General features: G+C 45.6%; 29 protein-coding genes and 1 other annotated feature (1 of these 30 running past the window's edge). All 29 genes read left to right on the top strand.

Annotation, left to right across the window (positions count from 1 at the left end):
• Window positions 1–153, top strand: a binding site (T-box leader) (it extends 68 nt beyond the left edge of the window).
• Window positions 154–195: 42 nt separating this feature from the next.
• The 29 genes from MAMMFC1_RS02030 to MAMMFC1_RS01895 all read left to right on the top strand — a co-directional run bounded on the left by MAMMFC1_RS02030 (window position 196) and on the right by MAMMFC1_RS01895 (window position 26,389).
• Complete coding sequence (locus MAMMFC1_RS02030) at window positions 196–2,844, top strand: valine--tRNA ligase (RefSeq protein WP_126306026.1); 2,649 nt, start codon at window positions 196–198, stop codon at window positions 2,842–2,844.
• A 287-nt stretch (window positions 2,845–3,131) separates the two neighbouring features.
• Window positions 3,132–4,412, top strand: coding sequence for a bifunctional folylpolyglutamate synthase/dihydrofolate synthase (locus MAMMFC1_RS02025; RefSeq protein ID WP_126306024.1), 1,281 nt, complete (start codon window positions 3,132–3,134; stop codon window positions 4,410–4,412).
• Window positions 4,413–4,601: 189 nt separating this feature from the next.
• Window positions 4,602–5,831 (top strand): O-antigen ligase family protein, encoded by a 1,230-nt coding sequence (locus MAMMFC1_RS02020; protein WP_232035620.1) that lies wholly within the window; start codon window positions 4,602–4,604, stop codon window positions 5,829–5,831.
• Between the two features lie 266 nt (window positions 5,832–6,097).
• Entirely contained in the window at window positions 6,098–6,739 is a 642-nt protein-coding gene (locus MAMMFC1_RS02015) for a redox-sensing transcriptional repressor Rex (RefSeq protein WP_126306022.1), read from the top strand.
• A 454-nt stretch (window positions 6,740–7,193) separates the two neighbouring features.
• Window positions 7,194–7,346 (top strand): hypothetical protein, encoded by a 153-nt coding sequence (locus tag MAMMFC1_RS21245; RefSeq protein WP_158618605.1) that lies wholly within the window; start codon window positions 7,194–7,196, stop codon window positions 7,344–7,346.
• 176 nt (window positions 7,347–7,522) lie between these two features.
• Window positions 7,523–9,052: a methylmalonyl-CoA decarboxylase subunit alpha gene (gene mmdA, locus MAMMFC1_RS02010; protein WP_126306020.1), complete on the top strand. Its 1,530-nt coding sequence runs from the start codon at window positions 7,523–7,525 to the stop codon at window positions 9,050–9,052.
• A 46-nt stretch (window positions 9,053–9,098) separates the two neighbouring features.
• Complete coding sequence (locus MAMMFC1_RS02005; RefSeq protein WP_126306018.1) at window positions 9,099–9,365, top strand: hypothetical protein; 267 nt, start codon at window positions 9,099–9,101, stop codon at window positions 9,363–9,365.
• A 76-nt stretch (window positions 9,366–9,441) separates the two neighbouring features.
• Window positions 9,442–9,843, top strand: coding sequence for a biotin/lipoyl-containing protein (locus tag MAMMFC1_RS02000; protein ID WP_126306016.1), 402 nt, complete (start codon window positions 9,442–9,444; stop codon window positions 9,841–9,843).
• 578 nt (window positions 9,844–10,421) lie between these two features.
• Window positions 10,422–10,841 (top strand): SoxR reducing system RseC family protein, encoded by a 420-nt coding sequence (locus tag MAMMFC1_RS01995; protein ID WP_126306014.1) that lies wholly within the window; start codon window positions 10,422–10,424, stop codon window positions 10,839–10,841.
• Between the two features lie 47 nt (window positions 10,842–10,888).
• On the top strand, window positions 10,889–12,211 hold the full coding sequence (gene rsxC, locus MAMMFC1_RS01990) for an electron transport complex subunit RsxC (RefSeq protein ID WP_126306012.1): 1,323 nt from the start codon (window positions 10,889–10,891) through the stop codon (window positions 12,209–12,211).
• 12 nt (window positions 12,212–12,223) lie between these two features.
• Window positions 12,224–13,198 carry an RnfABCDGE type electron transport complex subunit D gene (locus MAMMFC1_RS01985; protein ID WP_126306010.1) on the top strand — a complete coding sequence of 325 codons (975 nt, stop codon included), beginning with the start codon at window positions 12,224–12,226 and terminating at the stop codon, window positions 13,196–13,198.
• A gap of 5 nt (window positions 13,199–13,203) precedes the next feature.
• Window positions 13,204–13,782, top strand: a complete 579-nt coding sequence (locus tag MAMMFC1_RS01980) for an RnfABCDGE type electron transport complex subunit G (RefSeq protein WP_126306008.1) — start codon at window positions 13,204–13,206, stop codon at window positions 13,780–13,782.
• Window positions 13,783–13,793: 11 nt separating this feature from the next.
• The gene (gene rsxE, locus MAMMFC1_RS01975) at window positions 13,794–14,459 is read left to right on the top strand and encodes an electron transport complex subunit RsxE (protein WP_126306006.1); all 666 of its coding nucleotides are present in this window, start codon (window positions 13,794–13,796) and stop codon (window positions 14,457–14,459) included.
• Window positions 14,459–15,037: an electron transport complex protein RnfA gene (locus tag MAMMFC1_RS01970; RefSeq protein WP_232035618.1), complete on the top strand. Its 579-nt coding sequence runs from the start codon at window positions 14,459–14,461 to the stop codon at window positions 15,035–15,037. The genes rsxE and MAMMFC1_RS01970 overlap by 1 nt, the downstream gene beginning before the upstream one ends.
• A gap of 30 nt (window positions 15,038–15,067) precedes the next feature.
• Window positions 15,068–15,928 (top strand): RnfABCDGE type electron transport complex subunit B, encoded by an 861-nt coding sequence (gene rnfB / locus MAMMFC1_RS01965; protein ID WP_232035617.1) that lies wholly within the window; start codon window positions 15,068–15,070, stop codon window positions 15,926–15,928.
• Between the two features lie 92 nt (window positions 15,929–16,020).
• Window positions 16,021–16,416 (top strand): NusG domain II-containing protein, encoded by a 396-nt coding sequence (locus MAMMFC1_RS01960; RefSeq protein WP_126306002.1) that lies wholly within the window; start codon window positions 16,021–16,023, stop codon window positions 16,414–16,416.
• A 14-nt stretch (window positions 16,417–16,430) separates the two neighbouring features.
• On the top strand, window positions 16,431–16,943 hold the full coding sequence (locus MAMMFC1_RS01955; protein ID WP_126306000.1) for a Gx transporter family protein: 513 nt from the start codon (window positions 16,431–16,433) through the stop codon (window positions 16,941–16,943).
• A 30-nt stretch (window positions 16,944–16,973) separates the two neighbouring features.
• On the top strand, window positions 16,974–17,261 hold the full coding sequence (locus MAMMFC1_RS01950) for a DUF4321 domain-containing protein (protein WP_324332298.1): 288 nt from the start codon (window positions 16,974–16,976) through the stop codon (window positions 17,259–17,261).
• A gap of 96 nt (window positions 17,262–17,357) precedes the next feature.
• Window positions 17,358–17,933, top strand: a complete 576-nt coding sequence (locus MAMMFC1_RS01945; RefSeq protein ID WP_126305998.1) for a Maf family protein — start codon at window positions 17,358–17,360, stop codon at window positions 17,931–17,933.
• A complete protein-coding gene (gene radC, locus MAMMFC1_RS01940; protein WP_126305996.1) occupies window positions 17,930–18,619 on the top strand; it encodes a RadC family protein in 690 nt (229 codons plus the stop codon). Before MAMMFC1_RS01945 ends, radC begins: the two co-directional genes overlap by 4 nt.
• Before the next feature lie 27 nt (window positions 18,620–18,646).
• On the top strand, window positions 18,647–19,681 hold the full coding sequence (locus MAMMFC1_RS01935) for a rod shape-determining protein (RefSeq protein WP_126310390.1): 1,035 nt from the start codon (window positions 18,647–18,649) through the stop codon (window positions 19,679–19,681).
• Between the two features lie 172 nt (window positions 19,682–19,853).
• Window positions 19,854–20,753 (top strand): rod shape-determining protein MreC, encoded by a 900-nt coding sequence (gene mreC, locus MAMMFC1_RS01930; protein ID WP_126305994.1) that lies wholly within the window; start codon window positions 19,854–19,856, stop codon window positions 20,751–20,753.
• A complete protein-coding gene (gene mreD / locus MAMMFC1_RS01925; protein WP_126305992.1) occupies window positions 20,750–21,235 on the top strand; it encodes a rod shape-determining protein MreD in 486 nt (161 codons plus the stop codon). Before mreC ends, mreD begins: the two co-directional genes overlap by 4 nt.
• Before the next feature lie 186 nt (window positions 21,236–21,421).
• Window positions 21,422–22,063, top strand: a complete 642-nt coding sequence (gene minC / locus MAMMFC1_RS01920) for a septum site-determining protein MinC (protein ID WP_126305990.1) — start codon at window positions 21,422–21,424, stop codon at window positions 22,061–22,063.
• An 18-nt stretch (window positions 22,064–22,081) separates the two neighbouring features.
• Window positions 22,082–22,873, top strand: a complete 792-nt coding sequence (minD, locus tag MAMMFC1_RS01915) for a septum site-determining protein MinD (protein ID WP_126305988.1) — start codon at window positions 22,082–22,084, stop codon at window positions 22,871–22,873.
• A 35-nt stretch (window positions 22,874–22,908) separates the two neighbouring features.
• Window positions 22,909–23,187: a cell division topological specificity factor MinE gene (gene minE, locus MAMMFC1_RS01910; RefSeq protein ID WP_126310389.1), complete on the top strand. Its 279-nt coding sequence runs from the start codon at window positions 22,909–22,911 to the stop codon at window positions 23,185–23,187.
• A gap of 232 nt (window positions 23,188–23,419) precedes the next feature.
• Window positions 23,420–24,526 carry a rod shape-determining protein RodA gene (rodA, locus tag MAMMFC1_RS01905; RefSeq protein WP_126310388.1) on the top strand — a complete coding sequence of 369 codons (1,107 nt, stop codon included), beginning with the start codon at window positions 23,420–23,422 and terminating at the stop codon, window positions 24,524–24,526.
• A gap of 119 nt (window positions 24,527–24,645) precedes the next feature.
• The gene (locus MAMMFC1_RS01900) at window positions 24,646–25,413 is read left to right on the top strand and encodes a M23 family metallopeptidase (RefSeq protein WP_126305986.1); all 768 of its coding nucleotides are present in this window, start codon (window positions 24,646–24,648) and stop codon (window positions 25,411–25,413) included.
• A gap of 103 nt (window positions 25,414–25,516) precedes the next feature.
• The gene (locus MAMMFC1_RS01895; protein ID WP_126305984.1) at window positions 25,517–26,389 is read left to right on the top strand and encodes a M50 family metallopeptidase; all 873 of its coding nucleotides are present in this window, start codon (window positions 25,517–25,519) and stop codon (window positions 26,387–26,389) included.
• Window positions 26,390–26,822: the final 433 nt, after the last annotated feature.

The following is a 26,822-nucleotide window of genomic DNA, read 5'->3' as shown; positions in this document are numbered from 1 at the left end:
TTCTCGGTTTACCGGCAGAAGGTCAGCCAGGAGTTGCTGTACCGAAAAAAAAGTAGGTACAGCCGGATAGCCACGTTACGGTTTTGAGCGTCCGGCTTTTTACCGGAAATCAAGGTGGTACCGCGGAAGGTTGAAAACTCTTTCGTCCTTATAAGGGACGAAAAGAGTTTTTTTTATTGCGACTGGGGGGAAACTATGGAACAGAATATGTCAACAGTTTACGATCCTCAAGCAGTTGAGTCCAGGTGGTATGAATATTGGGAAAGATACGGATTCTTTCACGCTGAAGTGGAAACTGGAAAACAGCCTTTCAGCATCGTGATTCCGCCACCCAATGTTACAGGGCAGCTTCATATGGGGCATGCTTTGGACAGCACTCTCCAGGACGTCCTGATTCGTTTTAAAAGGATGCAGGGATATAATACGCTGTGGATGCCGGGAACCGATCATGCCGGCATTGCCACCCAGATTAAAGTGGAAGAGGTGCTGGCGCAAGAAGGCATATCCCGTTACGATTTAGGACGGGAAGCCTTTATTGGCCGGGTATGGGATTGGAAGGTACAGTACGGCGGCCGGATTATTAATCAGTTCAAGCGGTTGGGCGCTTCCTGTGATTGGCCCAGAGAACGGTTCACTATGGATGAAGGCTGTTCCAGGGCCGTTCGTGAAGTTTTTGTCACTTTATACGAGCAAGGATTGATCTACCAGGGCCACCGGATTACCAACTGGTGTCCGCGCTGCAGCACTGCTTTAAGCGACATTGAAGTGGAACACGAGGAAAAGCCGGGTAATCTGTATTATGTCCGTTATCCGGTAGAAGGACAGGAAGGCGAGTATATAACCGTTGCAACTACCCGCCCGGAAACCATACTGGGCGATACAGCCGTTGCCGTTCATCCTGATGACTCACGTTACAAGCAGCTAATCGGCAAATATCTGCTATTGCCTATACTTGGCCGCCGGCTGATTGTCGTTGCCGACGAATACGTTGATCCGGCTTTCGGGACCGGTGCGGTTAAAGTAACTCCCGCCCATGACCCCAATGATTTTGAGATGGGTTTAAGGCACCAGCTGTCGCAAATCATCGTAATGAACCCGGACGGTACAATGGCGGCTGATACGGGCAAATATGCCGGAATGGACCGTTACGAGTGCCGCAAGGTTTTGGTGAGTGATTTAAAAGAACAGGGCTATCTGGTTAAAATTGACGAGCACGTTCACGCCGTGGGGCATTGCCAGCGTTGCAGCACTGTAGTTGAACCTATGGTTTCCAAACAATGGTTTGTTAAAATGCAGCCCTTGGCTGAACCGGCAATTGAGGCCGTCACTTCCGGCAAGATCCAATTTGTGCCTGAAAGATTTACCAAAATATATACAAACTGGCTTGAGAATATTCGCGATTGGTGCATATCCCGGCAAATCTGGTGGGGTCATCGTATCCCTGCCTGGTATTGTGACTGTGGTGAAGTTACCGTATCCCGGGATGACATCACCTCCTGCCCGAAATGCGGCGGTAGAGTGGAGCAGGACCCGGATGTTCTTGATACCTGGTTCAGTTCCGCTTTGTGGCCGTTTTCTACCATGGGCTGGCCGCAGGATACGCCTGAGGTTAAACATTTTTATCCCACAAGTGTTCTGGTGACGGGGTATGATATTATCTTTTTCTGGGTGGCCCGCATGATTATGATGGGCCTGAAGTTTAAAGGCGATATACCTTTCCGCCATGTCTTTATTCACGGTCTCGTCCGTGACAGCCAGGGACGGAAAATGAGCAAGTCTTTAGGCAATGGAATTGATCCCCTGGAGGTTATTGATCAATATGGCGCCGATGCCCTTCGCTTCATGCTGGTAACGGGCAATACACCCGGTAACGATATGAGGTTTTATTGGGAACGGGTTGAAGCTAGCCGAAACTTTGCCAATAAGATTTGGAATGCATCCCGTTTTGTAATGATGAACCTTAATGGTTTTGATCCTGCGTTTAGGCCGGATGTTTCCCGCTATACTTTGGCTGACCGGTGGATTTTAAGCCGTTATGCCCGCACAGTCAGGGAAGTAACCCTCGATCTGGAGCGATTTGAACTGGGTGAGGCTGCCCGCGGACTATATGACTTCATTTGGGATGAATTCTGCGATTGGTATATTGAACTGGCCAAATCCCGCCTTTATAACAAAGAGGATACCGAGGGCCGCAATACAGCCCAGTATATATTGTGGTATGTTTTATCCAACATTCTCAAGCTGCTTCACCCTTTCATGCCGTTTATTACCGAGTCTATTTGGCAGAATCTGCCCCATGACGGACAAAGTATCATTGTTGCCCCTTGGCCCGGCGAGCAGGCCGGTCTTGTACAAACCGAAGCCGAACAAATCATGACTGTGCTGATGGATACGATCAAGGAGATTCGTAATATGCGGGCAGAAGTTAATGTACCGCCCGGCAGGAAAAGTCCGGTGCTCCTCAAAGTAACTGCCAACGAATTAGCCGCAGCGGTCAAAACCAATCTTCAGTATGTTAAGACCTTAGCTGCGGCCGAATCCGTAACCTTCTTGACTGATAATGATCCGAAACCGGAAAATGCTATGACGGCTGTAGCAAGTGGGATCGAAATCTATCTGCCGTTAAAAGGCTTAATTGATGTTGACAGGGAAACTGCCCGCCTAACCAAGGAACTGGAAGGGTTAGACAAAGAACTGTCCCGCATTGCAGGCAAACTCAATAACCCCGGTTTCATCGCCAAGGCCCCGCCGGACGTCATTGAAAAAGAACGATCGAAAAAAGCCGAATACGAAGAAAAGCAGACCGCCATCCGCGACCGCCTGGCCTATCTGGCCAAACTCTAATACGAAATCTTGGCTTGCCTCGAACTGCTAATTAGGCGTACCCACCCGTACGTCAACCACAGGTTGAGCGACGCAACTGGGTATTTAGCCCCTTCAATACTTAACGAGTAAGTAAACTTGTATCCGTTAATTCACGAACTGCCTCGAACTGCTTAGAAGTCGTCAGCTGCTAGGCGCGACGAGAACCGGAACGAAAGCGTACTGGTCGTACGCTGTAGTGAGGACCGCAGGAGCAACAACGCAGATGGCGGCTTATAAGCAGTTCCCCACTTAAGGAGGTATTTATAGTGACTTATGAAGAAACCATGGACTACCTTGTCTCATTGACCAAATTTGGTATTAGCCTGGGAATGGAGCGTATCAGCCGCCTGGTTGAGCTTATGCAGCACCCTGAACGCCGGTTTAAGTCCATCCATGTGACAGGGAGCAATGGAAAGGGTTCTACCACCGCTATGCTTGCCGCCATTATGACTGCCAGCGGTATAAAAACAGGTATGTATACTTCGCCTCATCTTGACGACTATCCGGAGCGGATGATTGTAAATGGCAAACAAATTGCACGGGAAGAGTTTGCGCAAGCCATCAATTATACCCGGAAATTTGTTGAACAAATGCTTACAGAAGGGTATGAGCATCCTACGGAATTTGAAATACTGACTGCCGCCGCATTTTATTACTTTGCCGCCGTGGGTGTAGAATATGTTGTTGTCGAGGTGGGATTGGGGGGACTCTTAGACTCGACCAATGTTATTGTGCCTGAAGTGTCTGTCGTTACCAATGTCACACTTGAACATACCGACCGTTGCGGCGGCACGGTAGCTGAAATCGCAACCCACAAAGCCGGTATTATCAAAGAAGGTATCCCCGTGGTAACCGGAGCCGGCGGTGCGGCGCTTGACGTCATTACCCGCACGGCAGTAGAAAAACAGGCCAAGGTCTACACTTATGGGAGGGAATTTTCCAATTCCTATCACGGCATGATGGACGGAAGGCAGAAGATCTCTTTCCAAAGCAGCACTCTGGGTAATATTGACGCACAAGTTAATCTCCTGGGGTTTCATCAGGTGGATAATAGTGCTATGGCCATTGCTACAGCTCTTGTATTAGCCCAAAAGGATAAGCGCATTACCTTTGACGCCATTCAAAAAGGTTTAAGGACGGTAACCTGGCCCGGCAGGTTTGAACTGGTGGCCGGGAAGCCGATAATTGTTATTGACGGAGCTCATAACCCGGATGGTGCCAGAGTTCTGCGTAAGAATTTGGACGAAGTATTTCCGGGAAAGAATATAACCTTTGCCCTGGGAATATTGCGGGACAAAGATGTTACCGGCATCATCCGGGAACTGATAAAACCTAATGACACAGTGGTTACTGTCCAGCCGCTGTCTTACAGAGCAGCTACCCCGGAAGAAATTGCGCAGGTGATAGAGGCAAAGCACGTAGAGGCGGCAGCTTCTATTGACGCCGGCATTGAAAGGGCCAAGGAACTGGCCGGACCGGAGGGAATTGTTTGTGTTGCGGGTTCGCTATATTTGATTGGCGAAGCAAGACAAGTCATCTACAAGTAGAGCATTTATAGACAAATGCAAGACTGTTGGTTATAATAATTACTGGCACTTGGCCAAAATTTCAGCCAAGTGCCGGTTTGGCTGAAATGGTTATAAAAAAAAGCATCAAAAAAGCATCACAGTATTATACTAATATTAAAACGAACCCAATAATAACATGTTATAGGTGACATAGTGTATATAACATATTTGTTTCGCAACCAAATTCAATATCGTTTGGAGTATTTAACCGAACACTGCATACTGGCGGTGGCCTTTTTTTTGCCGTTATCATTACACCTGGCTACAATTTTTTTAGGATGTGCAACGGTTTTATGGCTGGGTAAAATGCTGGCCAGCCGCAAAATTTTGTTCAAAAGAACTCCGTTTGACCAGTTGGTTATGCTGCTGGTGCTTATCTCCGCCGCTTCCATCGGGATGTCCCCGAATAAGGAATTTAGTTTTTATAATTACTATCATTTAATGGGAAGATATGTTTTACTTTACTATCTGGTAATCAATAATATTCATTCTATTGATCAGGTAAAACGCCTTGTCTTCTCATTATTAAGTTCAGCGGTGCTGGTTAGTTTATACGGTTTTTATCAATATCTGCATGGAGTGGATATTTCCGCTTTCGAATGGGTAGACGGAGAACAATTTCCCGAACTTAAAACACGGATATTTTCCACAATGGGGAATCCAAATTTATTAGCGGGTTTTCTGGTTATTGTCATGTCGCTAACTGCCGGTCTGGCTTTTCATAGCCAGAAAGCCCAGCTGAAAGTGCTGCTTTTTAGTATCGTAATCGTTCTCGGCGGTTGTCTTGTGCTTACTTATTCCCGCGGCGCTTGGCTGAGCATCCTGGTCGTCATCGGAATCTACGGCAAATTATACAACCGTAAAATTTTTGTCATAACATTATGTTTGCTGCTGGCACTAGTCCTGTTTCATAACGGAGTGTTGGAACGGTTTGTATCTATTGCCAGTCCTACCACCGATTCTTCATCGGCCTTGCGTATTGCCTTGTGGGAGAGTACATTGGCAATGATAATTGACAAGCCGATTCTCGGTATTGGCTGGGGCGCATACTGGATGGTATACCCGAAGTATGACTTTTTCCTAAGTGATCCCACTATTAAGATGTTTCATGCTCACAATATGTATTTACATATAGCCGCCGAAATTGGTATTCCGGGATTAATGGTATTTTTGGCTATATTATACGGGCATACCCGTAAAGCTATGACTGTTTTGAATCTTACCCAAAACTGCTGGGTAGCGGGACTAATGCTAGGGGTTGTTGCATCTATCTTAGGGATAGCGATTAGTGGCTTAACGGATTATATCATGTATAATATTCAAATGTCCATGCTGTTTTGGTTACTAAACGCCATTGTTGTTACAGTATGGCAATCCGATTGTCGTTATAACCGGTAGCCGGGTTTTCTAATAATTTGGCGAGAGTAAGAATAATGAGAGGGCAAAGGTAAAACAATTATTATAAATTTCATCTTAGCGGCAGGAGTTTTCAATAAAAAGTGAGAATTATTTATCCTGATAATGAGTCAAGACTCCCGCCTCTACAGGCGGCGTTAATTCAGGTGGAGTAGACTCTCCACCTGAATCCCCGATGTTTCAGCGATGCTGAAACGAGTTCACTGACTAGAGATAACATTTTATAGGTTATAGGGGAGAGTTATTGCATGAAAGAGAACAAGCAACATGTTGTTATCTCGAAAGCCACTATTGATAGGCTGCCGCTATACTACCGCACTTTAAAGCTAAGTCAGGAGGAGGGTGTTGCAATAATATCCTCAGAAGAGCTAGGACGTCGTATTGGTGTTACTCCTGAACAAATAAGGAAAGATTTATCGGCTTTCGGTGAATTTGGCAAGAAGGGCGTAGGTTATTATGTAAGCGAACTGATAAGGAATATAGGCGAGATATTAGGGTTAAACCGACAATGGAATATTGCCATTGTCGGAGTGGGGCATTTAGGATGGGCGCTGGCGAATTATGCGAACTTTGCGTCCCAAGGTTTTCAATTACAGGCTATTTTTGATGTGGACGCCAATAAAGTTGGGAAATATATTAATGACGTAGAAATTTTTGATTGTGATCGGATGCCTGAGATTGTCGCCGAACGGGATATTCAAATCGGAATTATAACCGTTCCGGCTGAATACGCCCAATCTGTGGCAAATAAACTGATAAAGTCCGGCATTAAGGGAATATGGAACTTTACTCCTGTTAAGATTGATGTTCCCGAGCGTTTACACATCGTGAACGAAGATTTATCCGTTGGTTTAAGTAGTTTATCCTTTCATTTGTCCCGAAGTTTGTGAAACTTCTCTCAATCGATAGATAAATAAATAATATTATAATCAAAATTAACACTAAGATTACATTAACATAATTTAGTTGGCAGGATTTTTTATTGCTGGTGTATAATATTGCTGGTGTATAAGGATGGTATAGTACTGATAGAGTGATGGCAGCAAGGGAGATATGTTCACTATTGCTAACCTTTTTGTGTGCAACTTAATAGCCGTTATGGACAGTATGGGCCTTGCGTCCACGCTGAAAGTATTTACACAAACATTGTATGCTTATTGTTTTTTGCGTACCCGGCAACAAATGGCTTAATAAGCACGCACCTGGTTTGTTTTGTTCAAGAGACAAAATAAGCTCGGGTGCTTTTTTTGATCATGCTTTCTTTGAGAATACTATTTCCATATCCGGTTATCATATCCGGGAAGCCGGTTCTACTGCTTCCCGGAGAATACCGGAGAAGAATTGTTGGTTTTATTTGATGAGCAAATAAGACGGCATGTTTTAGGAAAACGCAACGAAAGGGGTCAATTCTGCCAGATAGTAGCTGCCGTGCAGAAACATGAAAAAGACCCATACAGCATCGCTGACGACATGCTGATGCAGATTTTGCTGCGCTAGATGGATGATTGTGGTATAATTTAATTTGAGGCCTGGTTTTAATACCAGCCTAATAATAAAGGGGGTATAAAATGGAATAACGCAGGTTTAAAGTTCTGAAAGTTGATCATATTGGCATTGCTGTGAAAGATATGGCGTACTGGTTTATAACCAACCGAAAGCGACGGAGGGGTAATATGGCTACAGTCCAGGAAAAAATTCAAGAGTTAAAACAACGCCAGGAAAAAGTGAAGCTCGGCGGAGGTCAAAAGCGGATTGACAAGCAACACGCCGGCGGCAAACTTACCGCCCGGGAACGTATTGAAAAATTTCTTGACCAGGGATCGTTCGTTGAATTTGATCAGTTTGTTCGTCATCGCTGTACCAATTTTGGTATGGAGAAGGAAGAGGCTCCCGGGGAAGGGGTCGTAACCGGATACGGCACTATTGACGGCCGTCTGGTGTACATATTTGCCCAAGATTTTACCGTTATTGGCGGTTCTCTTGGGGAAATGCACGCGGCGAAAATTATTAAAGTACAGAAGTTAGCGTTAAAAATGGGTGCGCCGCTTATTGGTCTCAATGATTCCGGCGGCGCTCGAATTCAAGAGGGAATTGACGCCTTGGCCGGATTTGGCAAAATCTTCTTTCAAAACACAATTGCTTCCGGGGTAATTCCCCAAATATCCGTAATTATGGGTCCTTGCGCCGGCGGGGCGGTATACTCTCCGGCTTTAACCGACTTCATTTATATGGTCAAAAGCACCAGCCAAATGTTCATTACCGGTCCACAAGTCATCAAGTCTGTTACCGCAGAAGAAGTGACTACGGAAGATTTGGGCGGCGCCATGACCCACAACTCTACTTCGGGTGTAGCGCACTTTGTCGCCGAGAATGATGAAGATTGCTTGCGGCAGGTCCGCTATCTGCTGAGTTTCCTGCCCGGTAACAACTTGGAAGATCCGCCGGTCATTGCCAGCAGTGATGATCCCAATCGCATGGAGGACACTTTGACCACTCTGGTACCTGATAACCCGAACCAGCCTTATAACATGAAAGACATCATCAAATCAATCGTGGATAACGGCGAATTTTACGAAGCGCATACCCATTACGCGCAAAATATTATCGTTTGTTTTGCCCGCTTTGATGGGCAACCTGTCGGCATCATTGCCAACCAGCCCAATGTTATGGCCGGATGCCTTGATATTAATGCTGCCGATAAAGCTTCCCGTTTTATCCGTTTCTGTGATGCTTTCAATCTTCCTCTTGTCAACCTGGTTGACGTTCCCGGTTTTTTGCCCGGCACCGACCAGGAGTATGGCGGCATTATTCGCCATGGAGCAAAAATGTTATACGCTTATTCCGAGGCTACTGTGCCGAAAATTACTGTTATCATTCGCAAAGCTTATGGTGGAGCTTATCTCGCCATGTGCTGCCAAGACCTGGGTGCTGACCAGGTGCTGGCTTGGCCGACGGCGGAGATTGCGGTTATGGGTCCGGCCGGGGCTGCCAACATCATTTTCCGTGGCGATCCCGACGCTCAGGCGCAAACGGATAAATATGTTGCGGAATTTGCCACTCCTTATAAAGCGGCAGAACGCGGCTTTGTCGATCAAGTCATTGAACCGAAAGAGACGAGACCGCGTATCATCACTGCCCTGAATATGCTTGTAACCAAGCGTGAACAGCGTCCGGCCAAGAAGCATGGCAATATTCCGCTGTAATGTGGAATGTATTGGCTGCTTTGAGAGAAAGAGGGGGATGTTAACTTTGAGCTTATCTGATTTTTTGTTTGACAAGCCGAAGCCGCGAAAACCGCAAAGCAGAACGAAAGAAGATCTGCCTGCCGCAACTTTTTCGTATTCCGGCATGCAGGTGAAAGCGGACGGCATCAGTCCGGAAATAGTTGCTGTGATTACAGCCAGTGTATACGCCATGCTGGGCACAGCAAATCTAGCTGTAAAAATTAGCCATACCGGTAACCAGTGGGCCCAAGTGGGGCGGCAGAAACTGATGGATAGCCGCCAATTCGCCTAAATTGTATAATTGCCTAATATAGCTTTTGTGAGTGGTATAAACCGTCAACATGACCAATAAATGGAGGTTCGACAGGATGAAAAAGTTTAAGGTTACTGTAAATGGTACTATTTATGAGGTCGAGGTAGAGGAAATAGTCGGTGCCGCTTCTGCTGCCCGTCCGGCAGCGGCTCGCGCTGCTGCAACTGCTCCTGTTCCCGCGCCGACTCCTGCTGTTTCCGCGCCTAAAGATGCTGCTCCTGCCCCTGCCCAAGTTGGCGCCGGTGATACCCCCGTTACCGCACCTATGCCGGGAAAAGTAATGAAAGTTCTTGCCAAAGCTGGTGAGAGTGTTAAGAAAGGTGACGTAATTCTCATTCTTGAGGCTATGAAAATGCAAAATGAAATCGGTGCCCCCACGGCCGGAACTGTTAAATCAATCAACGTCGATGCAGGTCAAAGTGTTAAACCAGGCGAAGTTATGGCTGTTATCGGCTAATGCCTGCTTAGGGAAGTGCCTTAAATGTTTATATTGAGGATAAGAAAATTGGTGTTATTCTTATTTTTATTTATTCCCCACAGGTGGATTCCTGTAACTGTAACCACAGGGATTTTGGCGGCTTCCTTCCCATAATATAAAGTATTGTGCCGAGGCACCGTTTGGACAAGCGGTGCTTTTTCATGAGAAGGAAATTACTTTTTGGCGGCGAAAGAGATTTTTATTCGTTCATATAGGGAAAATATGGCTTTATAGCAAAAATTGAACTTTGCGATAATTTTAACAGTATGCGATAATGATGGAATGATAGAAATGATAGATAAATTTAAAATAATTAATTTTTCGCTAAATTTTGTACTAAATTTCACAAAATATATAGTATTTTTATGGGAAATCTGATATTGTTATACTTGAGCCAAAATTATAAAATTAGCAAATTGCGAGAATATTCAGCCGCAGAAAGTAATTTAAGCTACTCGGCAGGGGATTTATGGTTTCAGCAGAATATTAAAATAGTATATGCTGATCCCCAATGAGTATGCTACTTTTGAGGACCTGACAGCAGGAGGTGACCTTAGTTGGATAAGCAGCAAGAAGGAATTGTTTTAGAAATTATTGGTGATATGGCTAAAGTTAGGACAAGCCGGCATAGCGACTGCGAAAACTGTGGTGCATGTCCTGGCAATACTGCACTGGTACTTGACGCACGGAATCCTCTTGGCGCCAAAAAAGGCCAGCGGGTAGCCATAGAAGTTCAGGAAGCCAATATGCTGAAAGCTGCATTTGTAGTTTATGTTCTTCCTTTAATCCTCACCGTTATTGGTGTCGTTGCCGGCAGTTATATTGGCGGACAGTTTCATTTCGACCCGCTTTGGTTTCAAATTGGCGGCGGCGCAATTGCTTTTATTGCTGCCTTGTTTTACATTAAGTATTTTGATCGCAATGCCAGGTCAAATGTCAAAATGCAGCCGGTCATTACCCGGATTTTGTCAGAGTAGCCCAGGTTTAAATAGGCGATGAATTGCAGAAGCAAAGGAGTGAAAGTATGGCAAAAAGCTTTCGCGGGGGAGTTCACCCTGATGACTGCAAACGGTACACGGCTGCTAAAGCAATTGAAGTTGCGCCGATACCACAAAAATTGATCATTCCTACCAGGCAACATTTGGGCGCGCCGTGCGTACCAACAGTAAAAGTAGGGGATCTTGTTAAAAAAGGACAGATAATTGCTGAGGCGCAAGCCTTTGTTGCCAGTCCCGTTCACGCTTCGACTTCCGGCAAGGTAGTGGAAATTGCCGATTATCCTCATCCTGTATTTGGAACATGCCAAGCAATAGTAGTTGAGTCCGATGGTAAAGATGAATGGGCTGAAGGTTTACCGCTTACACGGAACTGGGGAACTCTTGACGTCAAGGAACTTAAAGAAATTATCCGGCAGGCAGGTATTGTCGGTATGGGAGGAGCAACCTTTCCGACTCATGTCAAGATGGCGCCGCCACCGGAAAAACCCATTGATTCCTTTATCTTAAACGGTGCAGAGTGCGAACCGTATCTGACCGCTGACCACCGTGTCATGCTGGAACAAACTGACCGGATTATCACCGGCATACAGATAGCCATGAAAGTTCTTGGGGTTAAAAACGGTTATGTCGGCATTGAGGAAAATAAGCCGGATGCTATTGACGCCGTGCGTAAAGCCTGCACCGGCTTAAATATCGAGGTTGTTCCCCTGAAAACCAAATATCCGCAAGGTGCGGAAAAAACTTTGATCAAAGTAATCCTTGACCGTGAGGTTCCGTCAGGCGGGTTGCCGATGGATGTCGGAGTTGTTGTACAAAATGTGGGTACTTTGGTGGCCATGGCTGATGCGGCGGAAAAAGGGATTCCTCTCATTGAGCGTATTGTTACCGTCACCGGCGGCGCTATTGTCCAGCCTAAGAACCTGCTCTTACGGATTGGTTCAACTTTTGCCCAGGCCATACAGCTTTGCGGCGGCTTTAAAGAACAACCGGCCAAAGTGATTATGGGCGGACCGATGATGGGTATGGCCCAGCGTACTCTTGATGTTCCGGTTATCAAAGGTACCTCCGGTATTCTGGCGCTTAGCGCTGCGGACGTTAATGAGGGACCGGAACGTCCCTGCATCCGTTGCGGCCGTTGCGTGGACGTTTGCCCCATGGGCCTTATTCCCAGCATGTTGAGCGTACTTGGCGAGCGCAGCGCCTTTGAAAAAGCTAAAGAAGAATATAATCTTCTGGATTGTGTGGAATGTGGTTCCTGTGTGTATGTGTGTCCCGCTAAACGTAATATTGTTCATTATATCAAATTATCCAAAGCACATAACGCGGCAAAAGCCGCTGCTAAGAAATAGGAGGTGGGCGGTATGAGCACGGAAGTAAAACTCGATGTTGGTACTTTAACGGTTTCGGCATCACCGCACATCCGGTGTGACGAATCAATTTCCAAAATTATGTGGGCGGTTAACCTGGCATTGGCGCCTGCGGCTATTTTTTCAATTTACCGTTTTGGTCTCCCGGCCTTTTCTACCATGGCCATTTGCATTATTGTCGCGATGGCAACCGAATATGCGGTTCAAAAATGGCAGAATAAACCAATTGCAGTGAAAGATGGCAGTGCTTTTCTGACAGGCCTTTTATTAGCTATGAACATTCCGGCGACACTACCTTGGTATATGCCGGTGTTTGGGACTGTGATTGCTATTGCCGTGGCCAAACACACTATGGGGGGCCTGGGATTCAATATCTTCAACCCCGCCCTTGTCGGACGGGCTGTCCTTCTTGCTTCCTGGCCGGTAGCCATGACAACCTGGCCGCAAATGGCGAGTAAAATTGACGGTATGACTGCGGCTACGCCGCTGGGTATTTTAAAGCTCCAGGGATATGAGAAGCTGGTACAGATTTTTGGGGACCAGGCAACCATGTATCAGTCGCTTTTTATTGGCAACCGTAGCGGCAGCATGGGCGAGACTTCGGCATTGCTTCTGATTCTTGGCGGTATATTTCTGATTTACCGCGGCTATATCAATTGGCAGATTCCGGTATTTATGATTGGTACGGTCGGCGTTTTAACCGCTGCATTCGGGCATGATCCCATCATGCATATGATGTCAGGCGGACTTATTTTAGGTGCGTTTTACATGGCTACTGATATGGTAACTATTCCTATTACGCTTAAAGGTCAGATTATTTTTGCCGTTGGAGCAGGTGCGCTGACTGTTTTGATCCGTTTATTGGGTGGTTATCCCGAGGGTGTTTGTTATGCTATCTTGCTAATGAACTGTGTGACGCCCCTCATTGACCTTTGGATTAAACCTGCAAAATTCGGGGCAAGGAGGTAATAACCATGGCACATGATGCACACGCACATGCAGAGGAGAAGAATGATAGCATTATTAAGACAGCTTTGTATTTGACTGCAACCTGCTTCCTTTCCGGGGTTATCCTCGCGGCTGCGTACACAATTACCGAGCCGGCCGCGGCGGCCCAGCGCGTTAAAGCGAAAGATGACGCCATGAAGGCACTTGTTAAAAATGCCGACAGTTTTAAAGCTGTAGAAGGCAAGGAAGGCTGGTATGAGGGTATAAAAGACGGCAAGGTTATTGCCTACGTGGTTCCTGCCAACAGTAAAGGTTATGGCGGTACTATTGAAATGCTTGCCGCCGTGACGCCGGATGGAAAAGCCGTTGACTTTAAAGTCTTGAAACATAATGAAACTCCCGGCTTGGGCGATAAAATGGTTGAAGATAAGTTTCGCAAGCAATTTGCCAATAAAGTTCCGAATGATTTGGAAGTAGTTAAAGTTCCCACTGAGAAAAACGTTCAGGCGCTGACCGGAGCAACGATTACCTCCCGTGCCGTTACTAAAGGCGTAAGGGAAGCTGTAGAAGCTGTTGCTGCGTATTCGGCCAGCCAGAAGAAGTGAGGTGTGCGAGTATGAAGTACTGGGAGATTTTTAAAAAGGGTATTTTCGAAATGAACCCTATATTCCGTCTTGCCCTAAGCCTCTGTCCGGCACTGGCGGTTACCTCAACGGTGTTTAATGCTTTGGGCATGGGATTTTGTGTTATGTTCATTATTACTTTAAATAATGTGGTCGTATCGCTTGTTAAAAATTTTGTTAATCCCAAAGTCCGCGTGCCGATGTTCATCACAATCATTGCGACGATTGTTACTTTGACAATCCTGATCCTTGAGGCGTATGCACCGGCAGTTTATAAGGAATTGGGACTTTACCTCGAACTGGTTGTGGTATTTGCCATTATCTTGGCGCGAGCGGAAGTATTCGCGATGAAAAATGGTGTAGTATCTTCCTTCTTTGATGGTTTTGGCATGGGAACCGGTTTTGCTTTGGCGATGTTGGTAATTGGTGCGATTCGCGAAGTGTTTGGCACCGGTATCATCCTCGCGGGAACTCCTTTAATGCTCCAGGTATTTCCTCCGACTTATAACGGTCCCATGATCATGATTCTTGCGCCCGGGGCTTTCCTGGTAATCGGATTACTGATAGGCTTGTTCAATGTTATCGGTGAGCATCAGGATAAGCAGGCTGAGGCAAAAAGAAAGGCCGTTAAACTTGCAGTGCAAAGGGGTGAGGCATAATGGAATATTTTACCCTGTTTATGGGAGCGGTAATCGTAAATAACTTTGTATTAACGCGTTTTCTCGGCCTATGCATTTTCTTTGGAGTTTCCAAGAGTTTAAGCGCCTCAGTGGGTATGGGTATGGCGGTAGCTGCCATTCTTACCGTATCGTCGGCTCTGGCCTGGGTGGCTTATAACCTCGTGTTAGTTCCCTATAATCTGGTGTTTCTGAAAATTGTGGTTTTCGTCGTGCTGATTGCCAGCTTCGTACAATTTCTGGAAATTGTCATTAAGAAGTTTGCGCCTGCCCTCTATGAAATGTGGGGCATTTACCTGGTGTTGATTGCTACCAACTGTGTCGTTTTGGGCGTACCGCTCATAAACGCCTCAGCCAATTATAATTTTATCAAGAGTGTCATCAATGCTTTCGGTTCAGGCGCCGGTTTCGCCCTGGCGATTATCCTGATGGCCAGTCTGCGGGAAAAACTGCAGTACGCGGATGTTCCCAAAACCTTGCAAGGTCTTGGAATTGCCTTTGTATTGGCAGGCATGCTTGCATTGTCCTTCTTGGGTTTTTCCGGCATGATTCCGCTATAAGACTGGTATAGAAAGGAGCGAAGAAAAGAAATGGAACAATCACTTATTCAACAGGCGATCGTAATACTCGCTGTTATGACTGGTCTGGGTGTAATCTTTGGGCTTGTCCTGGCTTACGCCAATAAAAAGTTTGCCATTGAAGTAAATCCTTTGATCCACATCGTGGAAGATGTACTGCCTAAAGGGCAATGCGGCGCTTGCGGTTATGCCGGCTGTATGGCTTATGCCGAAGCGGTGGTAATGAATCCGGATGTGCCGCCCAATCTTTGCATACCGGGCAAAGATACCGTGGCCAAACTGGTTGCGGATCTTACCGGTAAAGCTGCCGCAGCAGTTGAACCGCGTATTGCCCAGGTAAAATGCGCCGGTACCCGGGCCAAGGCAGTGAAGGCTAGTGAATATCAGGGTGTCCAAGACTGTGTAGCTGCCAATCTCTTGTTTGGCGGGCCCAAAACTTGTAAATACGGTTGTCTGGGGCTTGGAACCTGTGTGCGCAGTTGTCCTTTTGATGCCATGACTATGAGTGATGACGGCATTCCGGTCATCGATCCGGATAAATGCACCGGCTGCGGCAAGTGCGAAACAGTTTGCCCGAAAAGTGTTATTGCTATGATGCCGATCGGCGCTCACGTCCGCGTCAACTGTATGTCTCATGATAAAGGCGCAGTTGCCAAGAAGGCTTGCAGTGCCGCTTGTATCGGCTGCACACTATGTATGAAAGAATGCCCCTATGGCGCGGTTAAGATGGATAATAATCTTGCTGTTGTTGATGCCAAGGTTTGTATGGAGAAATGCTCCGATCCCAAGTGCCTTGCCAAGTGTCCTACTAAAGCCATCCGCAAGGCTGTTCTCGGCGTCGTTCCTGGTAATGAAGAGCCTATTTCGGCCTAAATAGTGGCAAATTTGGTTGCGAGGGGGCGTATGCCTCCTCGTATTTTATTTATTTGCATATTACTTTTTTTTAATGTAAAATATAATAGAATATGGACAAAATAGCTTTTAAGTTGACACGAGCTGATAAATGGTTAATCCTTTGCCTGATTGTTTTTTCCACTATGGGAATAGTGTTTAACTTAATTTTTTTTACCGCCAATGCCGAACAAAGGGCGGAAATAAGTGTTGCCGGCCAGTGGCTTAGAACCATACCTTTAAGGGATGGTTATCATGAAGAAATCCGGATTGGTGGTAAGGAAAACTATGACATTATCGAGGTGGATGGACGGAAAATACATGTCCGCGAAGCCGACTGTCCTGATCAGATTTGTGTTAAAACCGGCTGGATCAGTGTTCCGCCGCAGCAAATTGTATGTTTGCCGTATCGCGTTGTAATCAAGATTGTGTCTGCCAAAGCAACCGAGATAGATGATATTGTACGATGAACCGGGGATATTTAATGAGTAATACCAGGCGTATAGTTTTATTGGCCTTACTGGTTGCCATAGCTGGCATATTACATGTGATGGAAGGCTGGCTGCCTTTATTGCTTCCATTACCTGGCGCCAAGTTAGGTTTAGCTAACATTGTTTCATTATACGCTATAGTTGTGTTTACCTGGCGGGACGCTTTATACATAGCAGTTGTTAGGGTCATTCTCGGTTCATTATTTAGCGGGGCTTTGTTCGGTCCGGCTTTTGTAATGAGTATGGGGGGGGCCCTTACCAGTCTTGCAGTTATGACTTATAGTTACAACCGTTTCCGGGGAATGTTCTCGGTAGTGGGAGTTAGCATGTTGGGCGCAACGGTCCATAATATTGCGCAAGTTGTATTTGCGTCCATTCTGGTATCCAGTGCAAGCCTTCTATGGTATACACCGTATCTGATATTGTTTGCCGTTCCTACCGGTTTTTTTACCGGAGCAGTAGTCATTTACCTGTTGGACAAGGCTCCTATGCAGTTACGGCGTTAGTTATGTTATATCATGAGGGAGGTAGCAAAATTGAAAAATGATCGGGGAAATTCAAGCGGCAGTAAAAGCTGGGGAATGATGGCCTTATTTCTAATCACCGGGGCCGTACTGGGCGGTATACTGGGGGAGTTTGCCGCCAATTCAAGTTTTTTAACGGGTGTGGCGCCTTATCTGGTTAAACAGTTTCCCATTTTTGACCTTCCGCCTGTTACAGTTAATTTGTATGTCATTAAATTTGTCCTCGGTTTTGCTCTTTATCCCAATTTAATGAGTATATTAGGGATTATTGCCGCTATTGTACTATTTCGCCGGTTTTAAAATAAACAATAACTATGAATAACTATGAATAACTATGAATAACTATGAATAACTATGTAACTATTTGAAACAGCCTCTTTAGTAGGGGGTCCTTGTATGAAAATTATTTTGGCTTCAGCATCTCCTCGCCGGTATGAGTTACTTTTACAGATTGGATGCCAGTTTGAGGTAATTGCCAGTCAGGTTGAAGAGGACAATCAAAAAAAGCTGCCGCCTGCGCAACTGGCGGTATTTCACGCCAGGGACAAAGCCTTGGCGGTTGCGGGTCAAAAATTGGTCGCGGACGACGATATTGTTATTGGCGCGGATACCATTGTCGTACATAAAGGAAAAATCTTTGGTAAGCCGAAAGATAAAGAAGATGCTATTAACATGCTTACCGAATTATCCGGTCAGGAGCATCACGTGATTACTGGCGTTTCCGTAATCAAAGGGCGCCGCATATGGACTGATTTTGCAGTAACCCAAGTACATCTTAAACAGCTTTGTTGCCATGAGATAGAAAGCTACATCGCTACCGGTGAGCCGATGGATAAAGCCGGTGCTTATGCGATACAAGGTAAGGGTGCTCTTTTGGTGGAAAGTATCAGCGGCTGTTATTCTAACGTTGTTGGTTTGCCTTTGGTTACTTTAGCCCGTCTTATGGAGAAAGCCGGGGTAAGGTTCTTATGAGTTCCGAAAAGACATTGATGATGAAAGAATTGCCTCAGACCGAAAGACCCAGGGAAAAGATGCTGGCCAAGGGGGCTTACTCTCTGAGTGAGGCTGAACTTCTGGCAATTCTCCTTCGTACCGGAATGAAAAATATGCCGGTACACCGGCTGGCCGAATATCTCTTGGCAAAGTATGATTTATCAGGTTTAGGAAGTATCTCCCCCCAGGAACTTAGTAAAACTTTAGGAATCGGATTGGTTAAAGCCGTTACTGTGGTTGCGGGAATTGAACTTGGCAAGCGGCTAAGCAGCAAGGTTCCCGATGTACGGCCGGTAATTCGTTCGCCGAAAGACGCTGCGGAATTGATCATGCCCAATTTGCGTTATGAAGCTAAAGAACACTTTATAGCATTACTATTGTCAACTAAAAATCAGGTTATTGCCCGCTCTACCATATCAATTGGAAGTTTAAACGCATCGATTGTGCACCCGCGGGAACTGTTCCGCGAGGCAATTACCCACAGTGCAGCTTCAGTAATACTGGTACATAATCATCCTAGCGGTGATCCTACCCCAAGTCAGGAGGATATTGCTTTAACCAAAAAGCTAATAGAAGCGGGTTTGCTTCTTGACATCTCAGTTCTTGACCATGTAATAATCGGCGATGGTAAGTATGTTAGTTTCAAGGAAAAGGGAATAATATAATGGGTTTTGAAATTAAGGGGGTTGCTGATAATGAATTTATTTGGCTCGTTGTCACGGGACATGGGAATAGACCTTGGCACTGCCAATACGTTAGTGCATGTTAAAGGCAGGGGGATTGTACTTAGAGAACCATCCGTTGTTGCTATCCAGCGAGACACCGGCGAAGTGCTGGCCGTTGGTGAGGAAGCTAAGCAGATGATTGGTCGTACACCTGGTAACATTGTTGCCATAAGACCTCTTAAAGACGGAGTAATTGCCGACTTTGATGTTACCCAGGCTATGCTTAAGTACTTTATCCGCAAGGCCATGGATTCTAAGTCATTTATCAGACCGCGAGTCGTTGTCGGGGTTCCTTCCGGTGTAACCGAAGTTGAGAAACGGGCGGTAATTGACGCTACGATTCAAGCCGGAGCCAGGGAGGCCTATCTGATTGAGGAGCCGATGGCAGCCGCTATCGGCGCCGGCCTGCCTGTGCACGAACCAACCGGTAATATGGTTGTGGATATTGGCGGCGGCACCACCGAAGTTGCAGTCATCTCCCTCGGCGGTATTGTTACCAGTCGTTCCATTCGCCTTGGCGGCGATGAGATGGATGAAGCTATTGTTCAATATATTAAAAGGACTTATAACCTCATGATTGGTGAACGAACAGCGGAAGAGGTGAAGATTTCCGTAGGTTCAGCCATACCTCCAAACATGGACGAGCAGATGGATGTTCGCGGGCGGGACCTCGTGTCCGGTTTGCCGAAAACACTAACGATTAAAGCAAGCGAAGTTCAGATGGCGTTAAGTGAACCTGTCGCCGGTATAATTGAAGCTGTAAAAGTGACCTTGGAAAAAACGCCGCCGGAACTTGCATCCGATATCATGGATCGCGGCATTGTAATGACCGGCGGTGGATCGCTGTTAAAAGGATTGGATACCTTATTGAATAAGGAAACCGGCATGCCGGTGCACATCGCCGAGGATTCCTTATCTTGTGTGGCAATAGGCACAGGTGGCGCCATGGAAAGCATCGACCTATTGAAGCGGGTTCTTATGTCGCCTAAAAAACTCAGCTAGCCTGTAGCTCGCAAAGGGAGTGTACAAAGTTCATTTAACTATAGGGAATACATTAAAGAATTGAAATTATATCCGGGTATTAGGAACGCTTCGACGCTGTCGCTTAACCTCAGCTTATCCTATACCCGGATGTCAATTCTTAATGACATATATAGACAGGGGGGGCCGGATAGTGCAGTTATTTCACAAAAAGGCGGTCATCCTGATCGTGGCGGTGCTAACCGTCTTTTTGCTGGCAGGTTCGGTTGCAACTGGAAAACATCAGTTCTATTTCGTAGAACAAGTTATCATCACAGTGTTGGCACCGGTTGAATATGTCTTGGCAAAGGTTGGACACAGCATACGTGAAGCTGCTTCGTTTACCGGGGAAATATTTACGGTGTACCGGGATAACCAGACTTTAAAAGCACAAATTGAAGAGCTTCGTCAAAATAATATTAATTCCACTGAGGTTTTGGCTGAAAACGCTCGGCTGCGGGTTATGCTGGATTATAAACAGGCGGCTCCGCAGTTTGATTTTGTTATAGCGCAGATCATTGCCCGTGATCCAGGTACATGGACCAGTGTCATAGTATTAAATCGCGGCACAGCAGACGGTATAGCCAAGGATATGGCAGTGGTAACTCCCCAAGGTTTAGTAGGAAGCGTTGTAAATGTCTATCCTCATTCCGCCAAAGTTCAACTTATTCTTGATCCTCGCAGCGCTGTGGGGTGCCTGGTGCAGCGACCGGAGTCAAGAGTAGCCGCTATTGTTGAGGGTAATGGCGCAAACCCGTTAGCTCCCCGTATGGTTAACCTATCCCGGGACGCAGATATCATTAAGGGCGATAAAATTGTCACTTCAGGATACGGAGGAATCTATCCCAAAGGCCTTCTAATCGGCGAAGTGGGTGATATTGTAAATGAAGAAGGCGGTTTGCTAAAATACGCAATCTTGCGACCGGCTGTGGATTTTGACAAACTGGAAGAGGTCTTTATTATCACCCGGTCCCGTAAACCTATCCCAACGCTGCCGCCGCAAGGGGGGCAGACGCCGTCCCCTGTTCAGCCTAAAGGAGCGACTGGGCAATGAGAATGGCAGTGCTTTGGAGTCTTTTACTTTTAAGTTGTCTAGCCTTTCAGGCAGCTTTTCTTCCCCTATTTCTATCCTTCGGTGCAAGGCCTGATTTACTCCTTATTATCGTAGTATCTGCCGGACTTCTGCGCGGAAAAGAAATTGGCGTCGGCGTCGGTTTCTTTGCCGGAATCTTGCAAGATTTGGCTTCCGGCAACATATTTGGTTTGAACACTTTGGCGAAGATGGCTGCCGGATATATCGCCGGTCTGGCGGAAGGCAAAGTATTTAAGGAAAACATACTGCTGCCTTTACTTGCAGTAACAATGGCTACGTTTTTTAATGCTTGTTTTGTATTCACTCTAATATATTTTTGGGGATACAAAGTTGAATTTCTTTTTCTCGTATTTAATCAGGTGCTGCCCACATTGGCGTATAATTTAGCGTTTAGTATTCCCATTCATCGCCTTATTTTCCGGCTACTGCTCGGCCGCGGATAGATTAGATTATATCGCCGGAAAAAATAAGACCATTTCGACTGGGTTCCCATGGGAACCCAGTCATTTAATTCTTTAATCCTTCGCTTTTTGTTAAGATTTTATTCCTATTTTGAAGGAAAAGTGGTAAGAGAGGCGAATTTTAGTTGACATATAGATAGTATCATGTGGTAAAATTTAGGAGACAGTATGCGCGAAGATGTTGTGTTCAAAGGTAGCAAAGGTGGGTTGCAACTAATTCTTAATGCTTCTGCCGATTTTTCTCACATATTAGATCAACTCAAAACTAAACTGGAATCGGCTGCACATTTTTTCACCAGTGGTGCTACTGTCAATTTAACACCTGAATGTGGCGACTTAACTCCGGAAGAACGGTGGCAGGTGATTAATCTCCTGGCAGATTATGGATTATCTCCCGGTGAAATCATCGAATCCGTTAAGGCTGAGACGAAACTTGCGACAGAGGTTCCGTTGGAATACCAGCAGGAAGCGGATGGCAGTAAAACCCTAATTGTTACCAGAATGTTACGTAGTGGTCAAAAAATCGTTTACGATGGAAACGTAATAATAATGGGTGATGTTAATCCCGGGGCGCAAGTGGTTGCCGGCGGCGACATTACAGTGCATGGGACTTGCCGGGGCTTGGCGCATGCCGGTTCTTGCGGCAATGAAAAAGCCAGGGTTACCGCTACCAAACTTATGGCGGCACAATTAAGAATAGCTGGAATTATTGCACGGGCGCCGGATAATTCCGATGAACCGGATTATCCTGAAACAGCTCGAATTGCCCGCGGCATAGTAGTTATCGAACCGAGTGATAAGAAGGTGTGAGATGACAGGAGGAGAAATATGGGAGAAATAATTGTCATAACTTCAGGTAAAGGCGGTGTAGGTAAAACCACTGCGACGGCAAATATCGGGACCGGCTTTGCTCTCTTAGGCAAACGTGTTGTATTGCTGGACGCTGATATCGGCCTCAGAAATTTGGATGTGGTTATGGGACTGGAAAACCGAATTGTTTACGATCTTATTGACGTTACGGAAGGAAATTGCCGTTTAAAACAAGCACTCATTCGGGATAAACGCTATGAGACACTCTATTTGCTTCCTGCTGCTCAAACCAGAGACAAAAATGCAGTAACTCCTGATCAGATGAAACAACTTTGTCACGAACTGGCCCAGGAGTTCGAGTATGTTATTATTGACTGTCCGGCTGGAATTGAACAAGGCTTTCGCAATGCTATCGCCGGTGCCGACAAAGCAGTGATTGTAACGACGCCTGAAGTATCTGCAGTACGGGATGCGGATAGAATTATCGGACTTTTGGAATCGGAAGGAAAACATAACCCCAAATTAATAGTAAATCGTATTCGCCCGTTAATGGTTCAAAAAGGCGATATGATGGACATTGACGACATCATTGAGATTTTGGCAGTAGATTTGCTGGGTATTATACCGGAGGATGAGTACATCGTTATATCCACTAACCGGGGTGAACCGGCGATTGCCAATCCTGCATCCTTGGCCGGCGTGGCTTACAGAAATATTGTACGGCGGTTAATGGGGGAAAACGTACCTTTAATGACACTGGAGACCAATCAAGGTTTTTGGGGACGCTTCAAAAAAGCATTGGGATTTTAACCTTAGTGCGATTCATAAAAGGAGGGAACAGTGTGGTGCTTGAATTGATACAAAAGTTTTTTGGCAAAGAACCGTCCGGTTCGAAAGATATTGCTAAAGAACGCTTACGTTTGGTGCTTGTTCACGACAGGGTTAACGTATCACCTCAATTTATGGAAATTATCAAAGATGATATGATCAAAGTGATATCTAATTATATGGAAATAAATGAGAGTCAAATGGAAATTAATCTGACCAAAACAAATTCTTCCGTTGCTCTTATAGCCAACATTCCGGTAAACCGGATGAAACGCGGCGTTATGCCGACAGAATAAGGTCGTTGCATAAAGAGGCTGTCCCAAAAGTAAATGTTATATGATATGTCCCATTAAAGAATTGATATCCGGGTATTAGGATAAGCTGAGGTTAAGCGATAGCGTCGAAGCGTTCCTAATACCCGGATATAATTTTAATTCTTTAATGCGCCCCATATAGTACTGGACGCATTAGATAAATACTATTATAATATATAAGGCATTGAATAAACACAGGAAGGTTTGGGTGATAATGCTTAACCAGCGATTGCTGAGAAATTTAGATTTTGTGCTGATAGGTGTAACGCTACTGATCGTAGCGGTCAGTCTTATCATTATCGGCAGCGCGACTCATGTGAACAACCCCAGTGAAGACCGTTACTGGTATGTAGAACGGCAGGGGGTGTTCGCCGTGGCTAACATAATTATTGTATTTTTTATGTTGAACTTTGATTACCGGTCTTTGGAAAAGGTTGCCGGTTTACTATACATTATTAATTTGGGTATGCTATTAGCCGTAATGTTTGTGGGGCAGTCAGCTTTGGGAGCCCAAAGATGGATTCAAATTGGACCGATTAATTTACAGCCATCCGAGTTTTCCAAACTAATTATGATTATTTCTTTAGCGCAAATTTTAGATAAGCGCTCCGGCAGACTCAACTCTTTTAAGGAAATAATTCCAATATTTATTTACGTAAGTATACCATTTGTATTAGTTTTAAAGCAGCCGGACCTGGGAACATCCCTGGTGTTTTTATCCATCTTGTTTGGAATGATTTTTGTGGCGGGCATTAGTACGCGTTATTTAATGACTATTTTTGGCGCCGGCGCAGCCGTTATGCCGATCTTTTGGCATTTCTTAAAAGACTATCAGAAAACGCGCTTAACCGTGTTCCTTGATCCCAATGTTGACCCATTAGGCTCCGGTTATCATATCATTCAGTCTAAAATAGCCATTGGTTCGGGCATGCTATTCGGAAAGGGATTGTTTAACGGTACTCAGAGTCAGTTGAATTTTTTACCTGAAAATCATACCGACTTTATTTTTGCCGTTATTGGGGAAGAATTAGGCTTCGTTGGGGCAACTCTTATCTTATTATTATATTTCATTTTGCTCTATCGCTGCATTAAGATTGCCGGCGCCGCCCGGGATAACTTCGGTACTCTGCTGGGGACGGGAATTACGTCGATGCTTGCCTTCCATGTTCTTATAAATGTAGGCATGACCGCAGGAATTATGCCGGTTACCGGTATTCCCCTTCCGTTAATGAGCTATGGGGTAAGCTCATTAACGACCAATATGATTGGCATTGGGATATTGCTGAATATCTATATGCGACGGCAAAAAATATTATTTTAGATTCCAACAGGGATAATGTTCAAGGCGGGGCGGTGATCGTCCCGCCTTTTCTTGTTATATTTCATGTGGTTTGTCATATATATTCCATAAGAGTACTTAAGCCATTTATGGAGGTAAATATGGCACAAATATGGAATCGCATAGTATCTAATTTGAGGTCAAGATTCAGAACTTCTGATAAAAGCTCCTGGCAGTACTACTACTGCCAAAAAATTAATTACGGGTGGCTTAAGAAACCGATTGCGGCAGTTTGCCTTTTTGTCGTCCTATATGGGGCTCACCTATCCGATACCTGGCTTGGATTACAAACAGATAATGCCGTACGGTACATACTTTCCCAAAACGTGGATGTTGATTATTGGGCAGACAGAGCGGCCGAATACGGGTCTAAGTACTTCCCCCATGCCCTAAACTGGCCCAGTTTGCCGGTAGTAAAGCAAATCCGAAACACAATTGCCAAACCGGCGGATCCTTTGATGTATATGACTAAGCCGGTGGAAGGACAACTTGTGTCACCCTTCGGCTGGCGTAGCCATCCGGTATTGAAACAGGAAAACTTTCATGAAGGAATTGACGTCGCTGCTCCTGCGGGCGCGAGTGTAAAGGCTGCAGCGCCGGGAAAGATTAAATTAATTACGGAAAGTGCTCAGTTGGGGAAAGTATTAATAATTGAACACGGTCAAAATATTGAGACTTTGTATGGGCATCTAAATGAGGTATTGGTCCAAGATGGAGAAAACGTTAGCCAGGGACAGGTTATTGCAAGAGTGGGACAGACGGGTATGACCGATACACCGGTTCTATATTTTGAGGTGCGTGAAAACGGTACAGCGATAGACCCAATGACTCGCATCAAAGGGCAATTTCCCCAATCTGATGTCAACTGATTTAGAAGTCAGGAGTCAGAAGTCAGAGGGAGCGGCTGTCGCGAGTATTCCGAATTCTGACTTCTGAATGCTGAATACCTAATAGAACACAAGGGAGTGCTATATGAGGGTTGGTAAAGTTGCTGGTATTCAGATTATTCTGAACAACTGGTTTTTGCTAATTATTTCCTTATTTGTAGTTGCCGGCATGTCGGGAAAAGTTTTAATTGTTTTCAGCGCGGTCATATTCCATGAACTTGCACATGTTTTCATGGCAAGAAGCCTTGGATACAAGGTGAAGGAAGTGGAGGTCCTTCCTTTTGGGGCAATTGCCCGCATTGATCGTCTGTCGGAGAAAAGTGCGTCCAGTGAAATTGTGATAGCAGCCGCCGGACCGTTCATAAGTCTGGCTCTGGCGGCTGTCAGTTATGTCGGAATACTCAAAGCAGGCTTGTGGCAGGATTTTTATCGGTTTTATTTTGATGTTAATGCAATGCTTGCCGGATTCAATCTGCTGCCTGCTTTGCCTTTGGACGGAGGAAGAATTGTAAGAGCTCTTTTAGCTCAAAAGCAAGATTACCAAAAAGCAACAGCAACGGTAATTACTATAGGTAAAATGATCAGTGTGGTTTTGCTTGTTAGTGTGGTAGTAACTTATTGGCTGGATAAGACTATCAATATAACAATGATCGTTGCTGCGGTATTTTTATGTGTGGCCGCTAAGGCTGAGCAAAAACTGGCCGGGTTTCGCACTATGCGGGTTATGGCGCGCAAAAAAGCCGCGTTATCAGCCAATGGCTTACTGCCGACCAGTCATTTTACTGCCGTTCCTAATGCTGTCGTGGGGGATATCATTCGTCTTTTTGGTCCGGAGCAGTATTATATTGTGCTGGTTGTTGATGACAATTTCCGGTTATGCGGTACGCTGACAGAGACACAGGTTTGGGAAGAGCTGCCTGCGCGGGGGCTAAAAGCCAAAATAAAAGAGTTTTTATAACTGGTCAACTTAAAGGGGGGAACTGCTTAGAGACCGTCATCTGCGTCGTTGTTCCTGCGGTCCTCACTCCGGCGTACGTCCAGTACGCTGGAGTTCCGGTCCTCGTCACGCCTAGCAGCTAACGATCTCTAAGCAGTTCGTGGCAGTTGGTAAACTGGCGGATACACGTTTATTACTCATGAAAAACCGACATCTGCGATGCTTCAAGGAAGGAAAATGGAGAACGTTTTACCGCAGAGGCGCCGAGGGCGCAGAGAAACGCAGAGGGATTTATTTATATTTTTTAACGCTCTTCGTTATCTTTTTTCTGTGTTCCTCTGTGTCCTCGGCGTCTCTGTGGTTCCGGTTTCTTTGTCTTTTAGATTTTCAGGATAGTTCGTGGCAGTATATCATCTGAGTAAATAAGAATTTGCGCAGCATGTTGAAATATTTC

The organism is Methylomusa anaerophila (assembly GCF_003966895.1).
Classification (GTDB): Bacteria; Bacillota; Negativicutes; order Sporomusales; family Sporomusaceae; genus Methylomusa; species Methylomusa anaerophila.
Note: the sequence above shows the minus strand (reverse complement) of the source record. Positions and strands in the feature narration are given on the sequence as shown.

Excerpts from the sequence above, each read along its gene's own strand:
- MAMMFC1_RS02030 (WP_126306026.1), top strand. The coding sequence starts at position 196 with ATGGAACAGAATATGTCAACAGTTTACGATCCTCAAGCAGTTGAGTCC.
- MAMMFC1_RS02015 (WP_126306022.1), top strand. The coding sequence starts at position 6,098 with ATGAAAGAGAACAAGCAACATGTTGTTATCTCGAAAGCCACTATTGAT.
- mmdA (WP_126306020.1), top strand. The coding sequence starts at position 7,523 with ATGGCTACAGTCCAGGAAAAAATTCAAGAGTTAAAACAACGCCAGGAA.
- MAMMFC1_RS02000 (WP_126306016.1), top strand. The coding sequence starts at position 9,442 with ATGAAAAAGTTTAAGGTTACTGTAAATGGTACTATTTATGAGGTCGAG.
- rsxC (WP_126306012.1), top strand. The coding sequence starts at position 10,889 with ATGGCAAAAAGCTTTCGCGGGGGAGTTCACCCTGATGACTGCAAACGG.
- MAMMFC1_RS01985 (WP_126306010.1), top strand. The coding sequence starts at position 12,224 with ATGAGCACGGAAGTAAAACTCGATGTTGGTACTTTAACGGTTTCGGCA.
- MAMMFC1_RS01980 (WP_126306008.1), top strand. The coding sequence starts at position 13,204 with ATGGCACATGATGCACACGCACATGCAGAGGAGAAGAATGATAGCATT.
- rsxE (WP_126306006.1), top strand. The coding sequence starts at position 13,794 with ATGAAGTACTGGGAGATTTTTAAAAAGGGTATTTTCGAAATGAACCCT.
- MAMMFC1_RS01970 (WP_232035618.1), top strand. The coding sequence starts at position 14,459 with ATGGAATATTTTACCCTGTTTATGGGAGCGGTAATCGTAAATAACTTT.
- rnfB (WP_232035617.1), top strand. The coding sequence starts at position 15,068 with ATGGAACAATCACTTATTCAACAGGCGATCGTAATACTCGCTGTTATG.
- MAMMFC1_RS01960 (WP_126306002.1), top strand. The coding sequence starts at position 16,021 with ATGGACAAAATAGCTTTTAAGTTGACACGAGCTGATAAATGGTTAATC.
- MAMMFC1_RS01955 (WP_126306000.1), top strand. The coding sequence starts at position 16,431 with ATGAGTAATACCAGGCGTATAGTTTTATTGGCCTTACTGGTTGCCATA.
- MAMMFC1_RS01945 (WP_126305998.1), top strand. The coding sequence starts at position 17,358 with ATGAAAATTATTTTGGCTTCAGCATCTCCTCGCCGGTATGAGTTACTT.
- radC (WP_126305996.1), top strand. The coding sequence starts at position 17,930 with ATGAGTTCCGAAAAGACATTGATGATGAAAGAATTGCCTCAGACCGAA.
- mreD (WP_126305992.1), top strand. The coding sequence starts at position 20,750 with ATGAGAATGGCAGTGCTTTGGAGTCTTTTACTTTTAAGTTGTCTAGCC.
- minC (WP_126305990.1), top strand. The coding sequence starts at position 21,422 with ATGCGCGAAGATGTTGTGTTCAAAGGTAGCAAAGGTGGGTTGCAACTA.
- minD (WP_126305988.1), top strand. The coding sequence starts at position 22,082 with ATGGGAGAAATAATTGTCATAACTTCAGGTAAAGGCGGTGTAGGTAAA.
- rodA (WP_126310388.1), top strand. The coding sequence starts at position 23,420 with ATGCTTAACCAGCGATTGCTGAGAAATTTAGATTTTGTGCTGATAGGT.
- MAMMFC1_RS01900 (WP_126305986.1), top strand. The coding sequence starts at position 24,646 with ATGGCACAAATATGGAATCGCATAGTATCTAATTTGAGGTCAAGATTC.
- MAMMFC1_RS01895 (WP_126305984.1), top strand. The coding sequence starts at position 25,517 with ATGAGGGTTGGTAAAGTTGCTGGTATTCAGATTATTCTGAACAACTGG.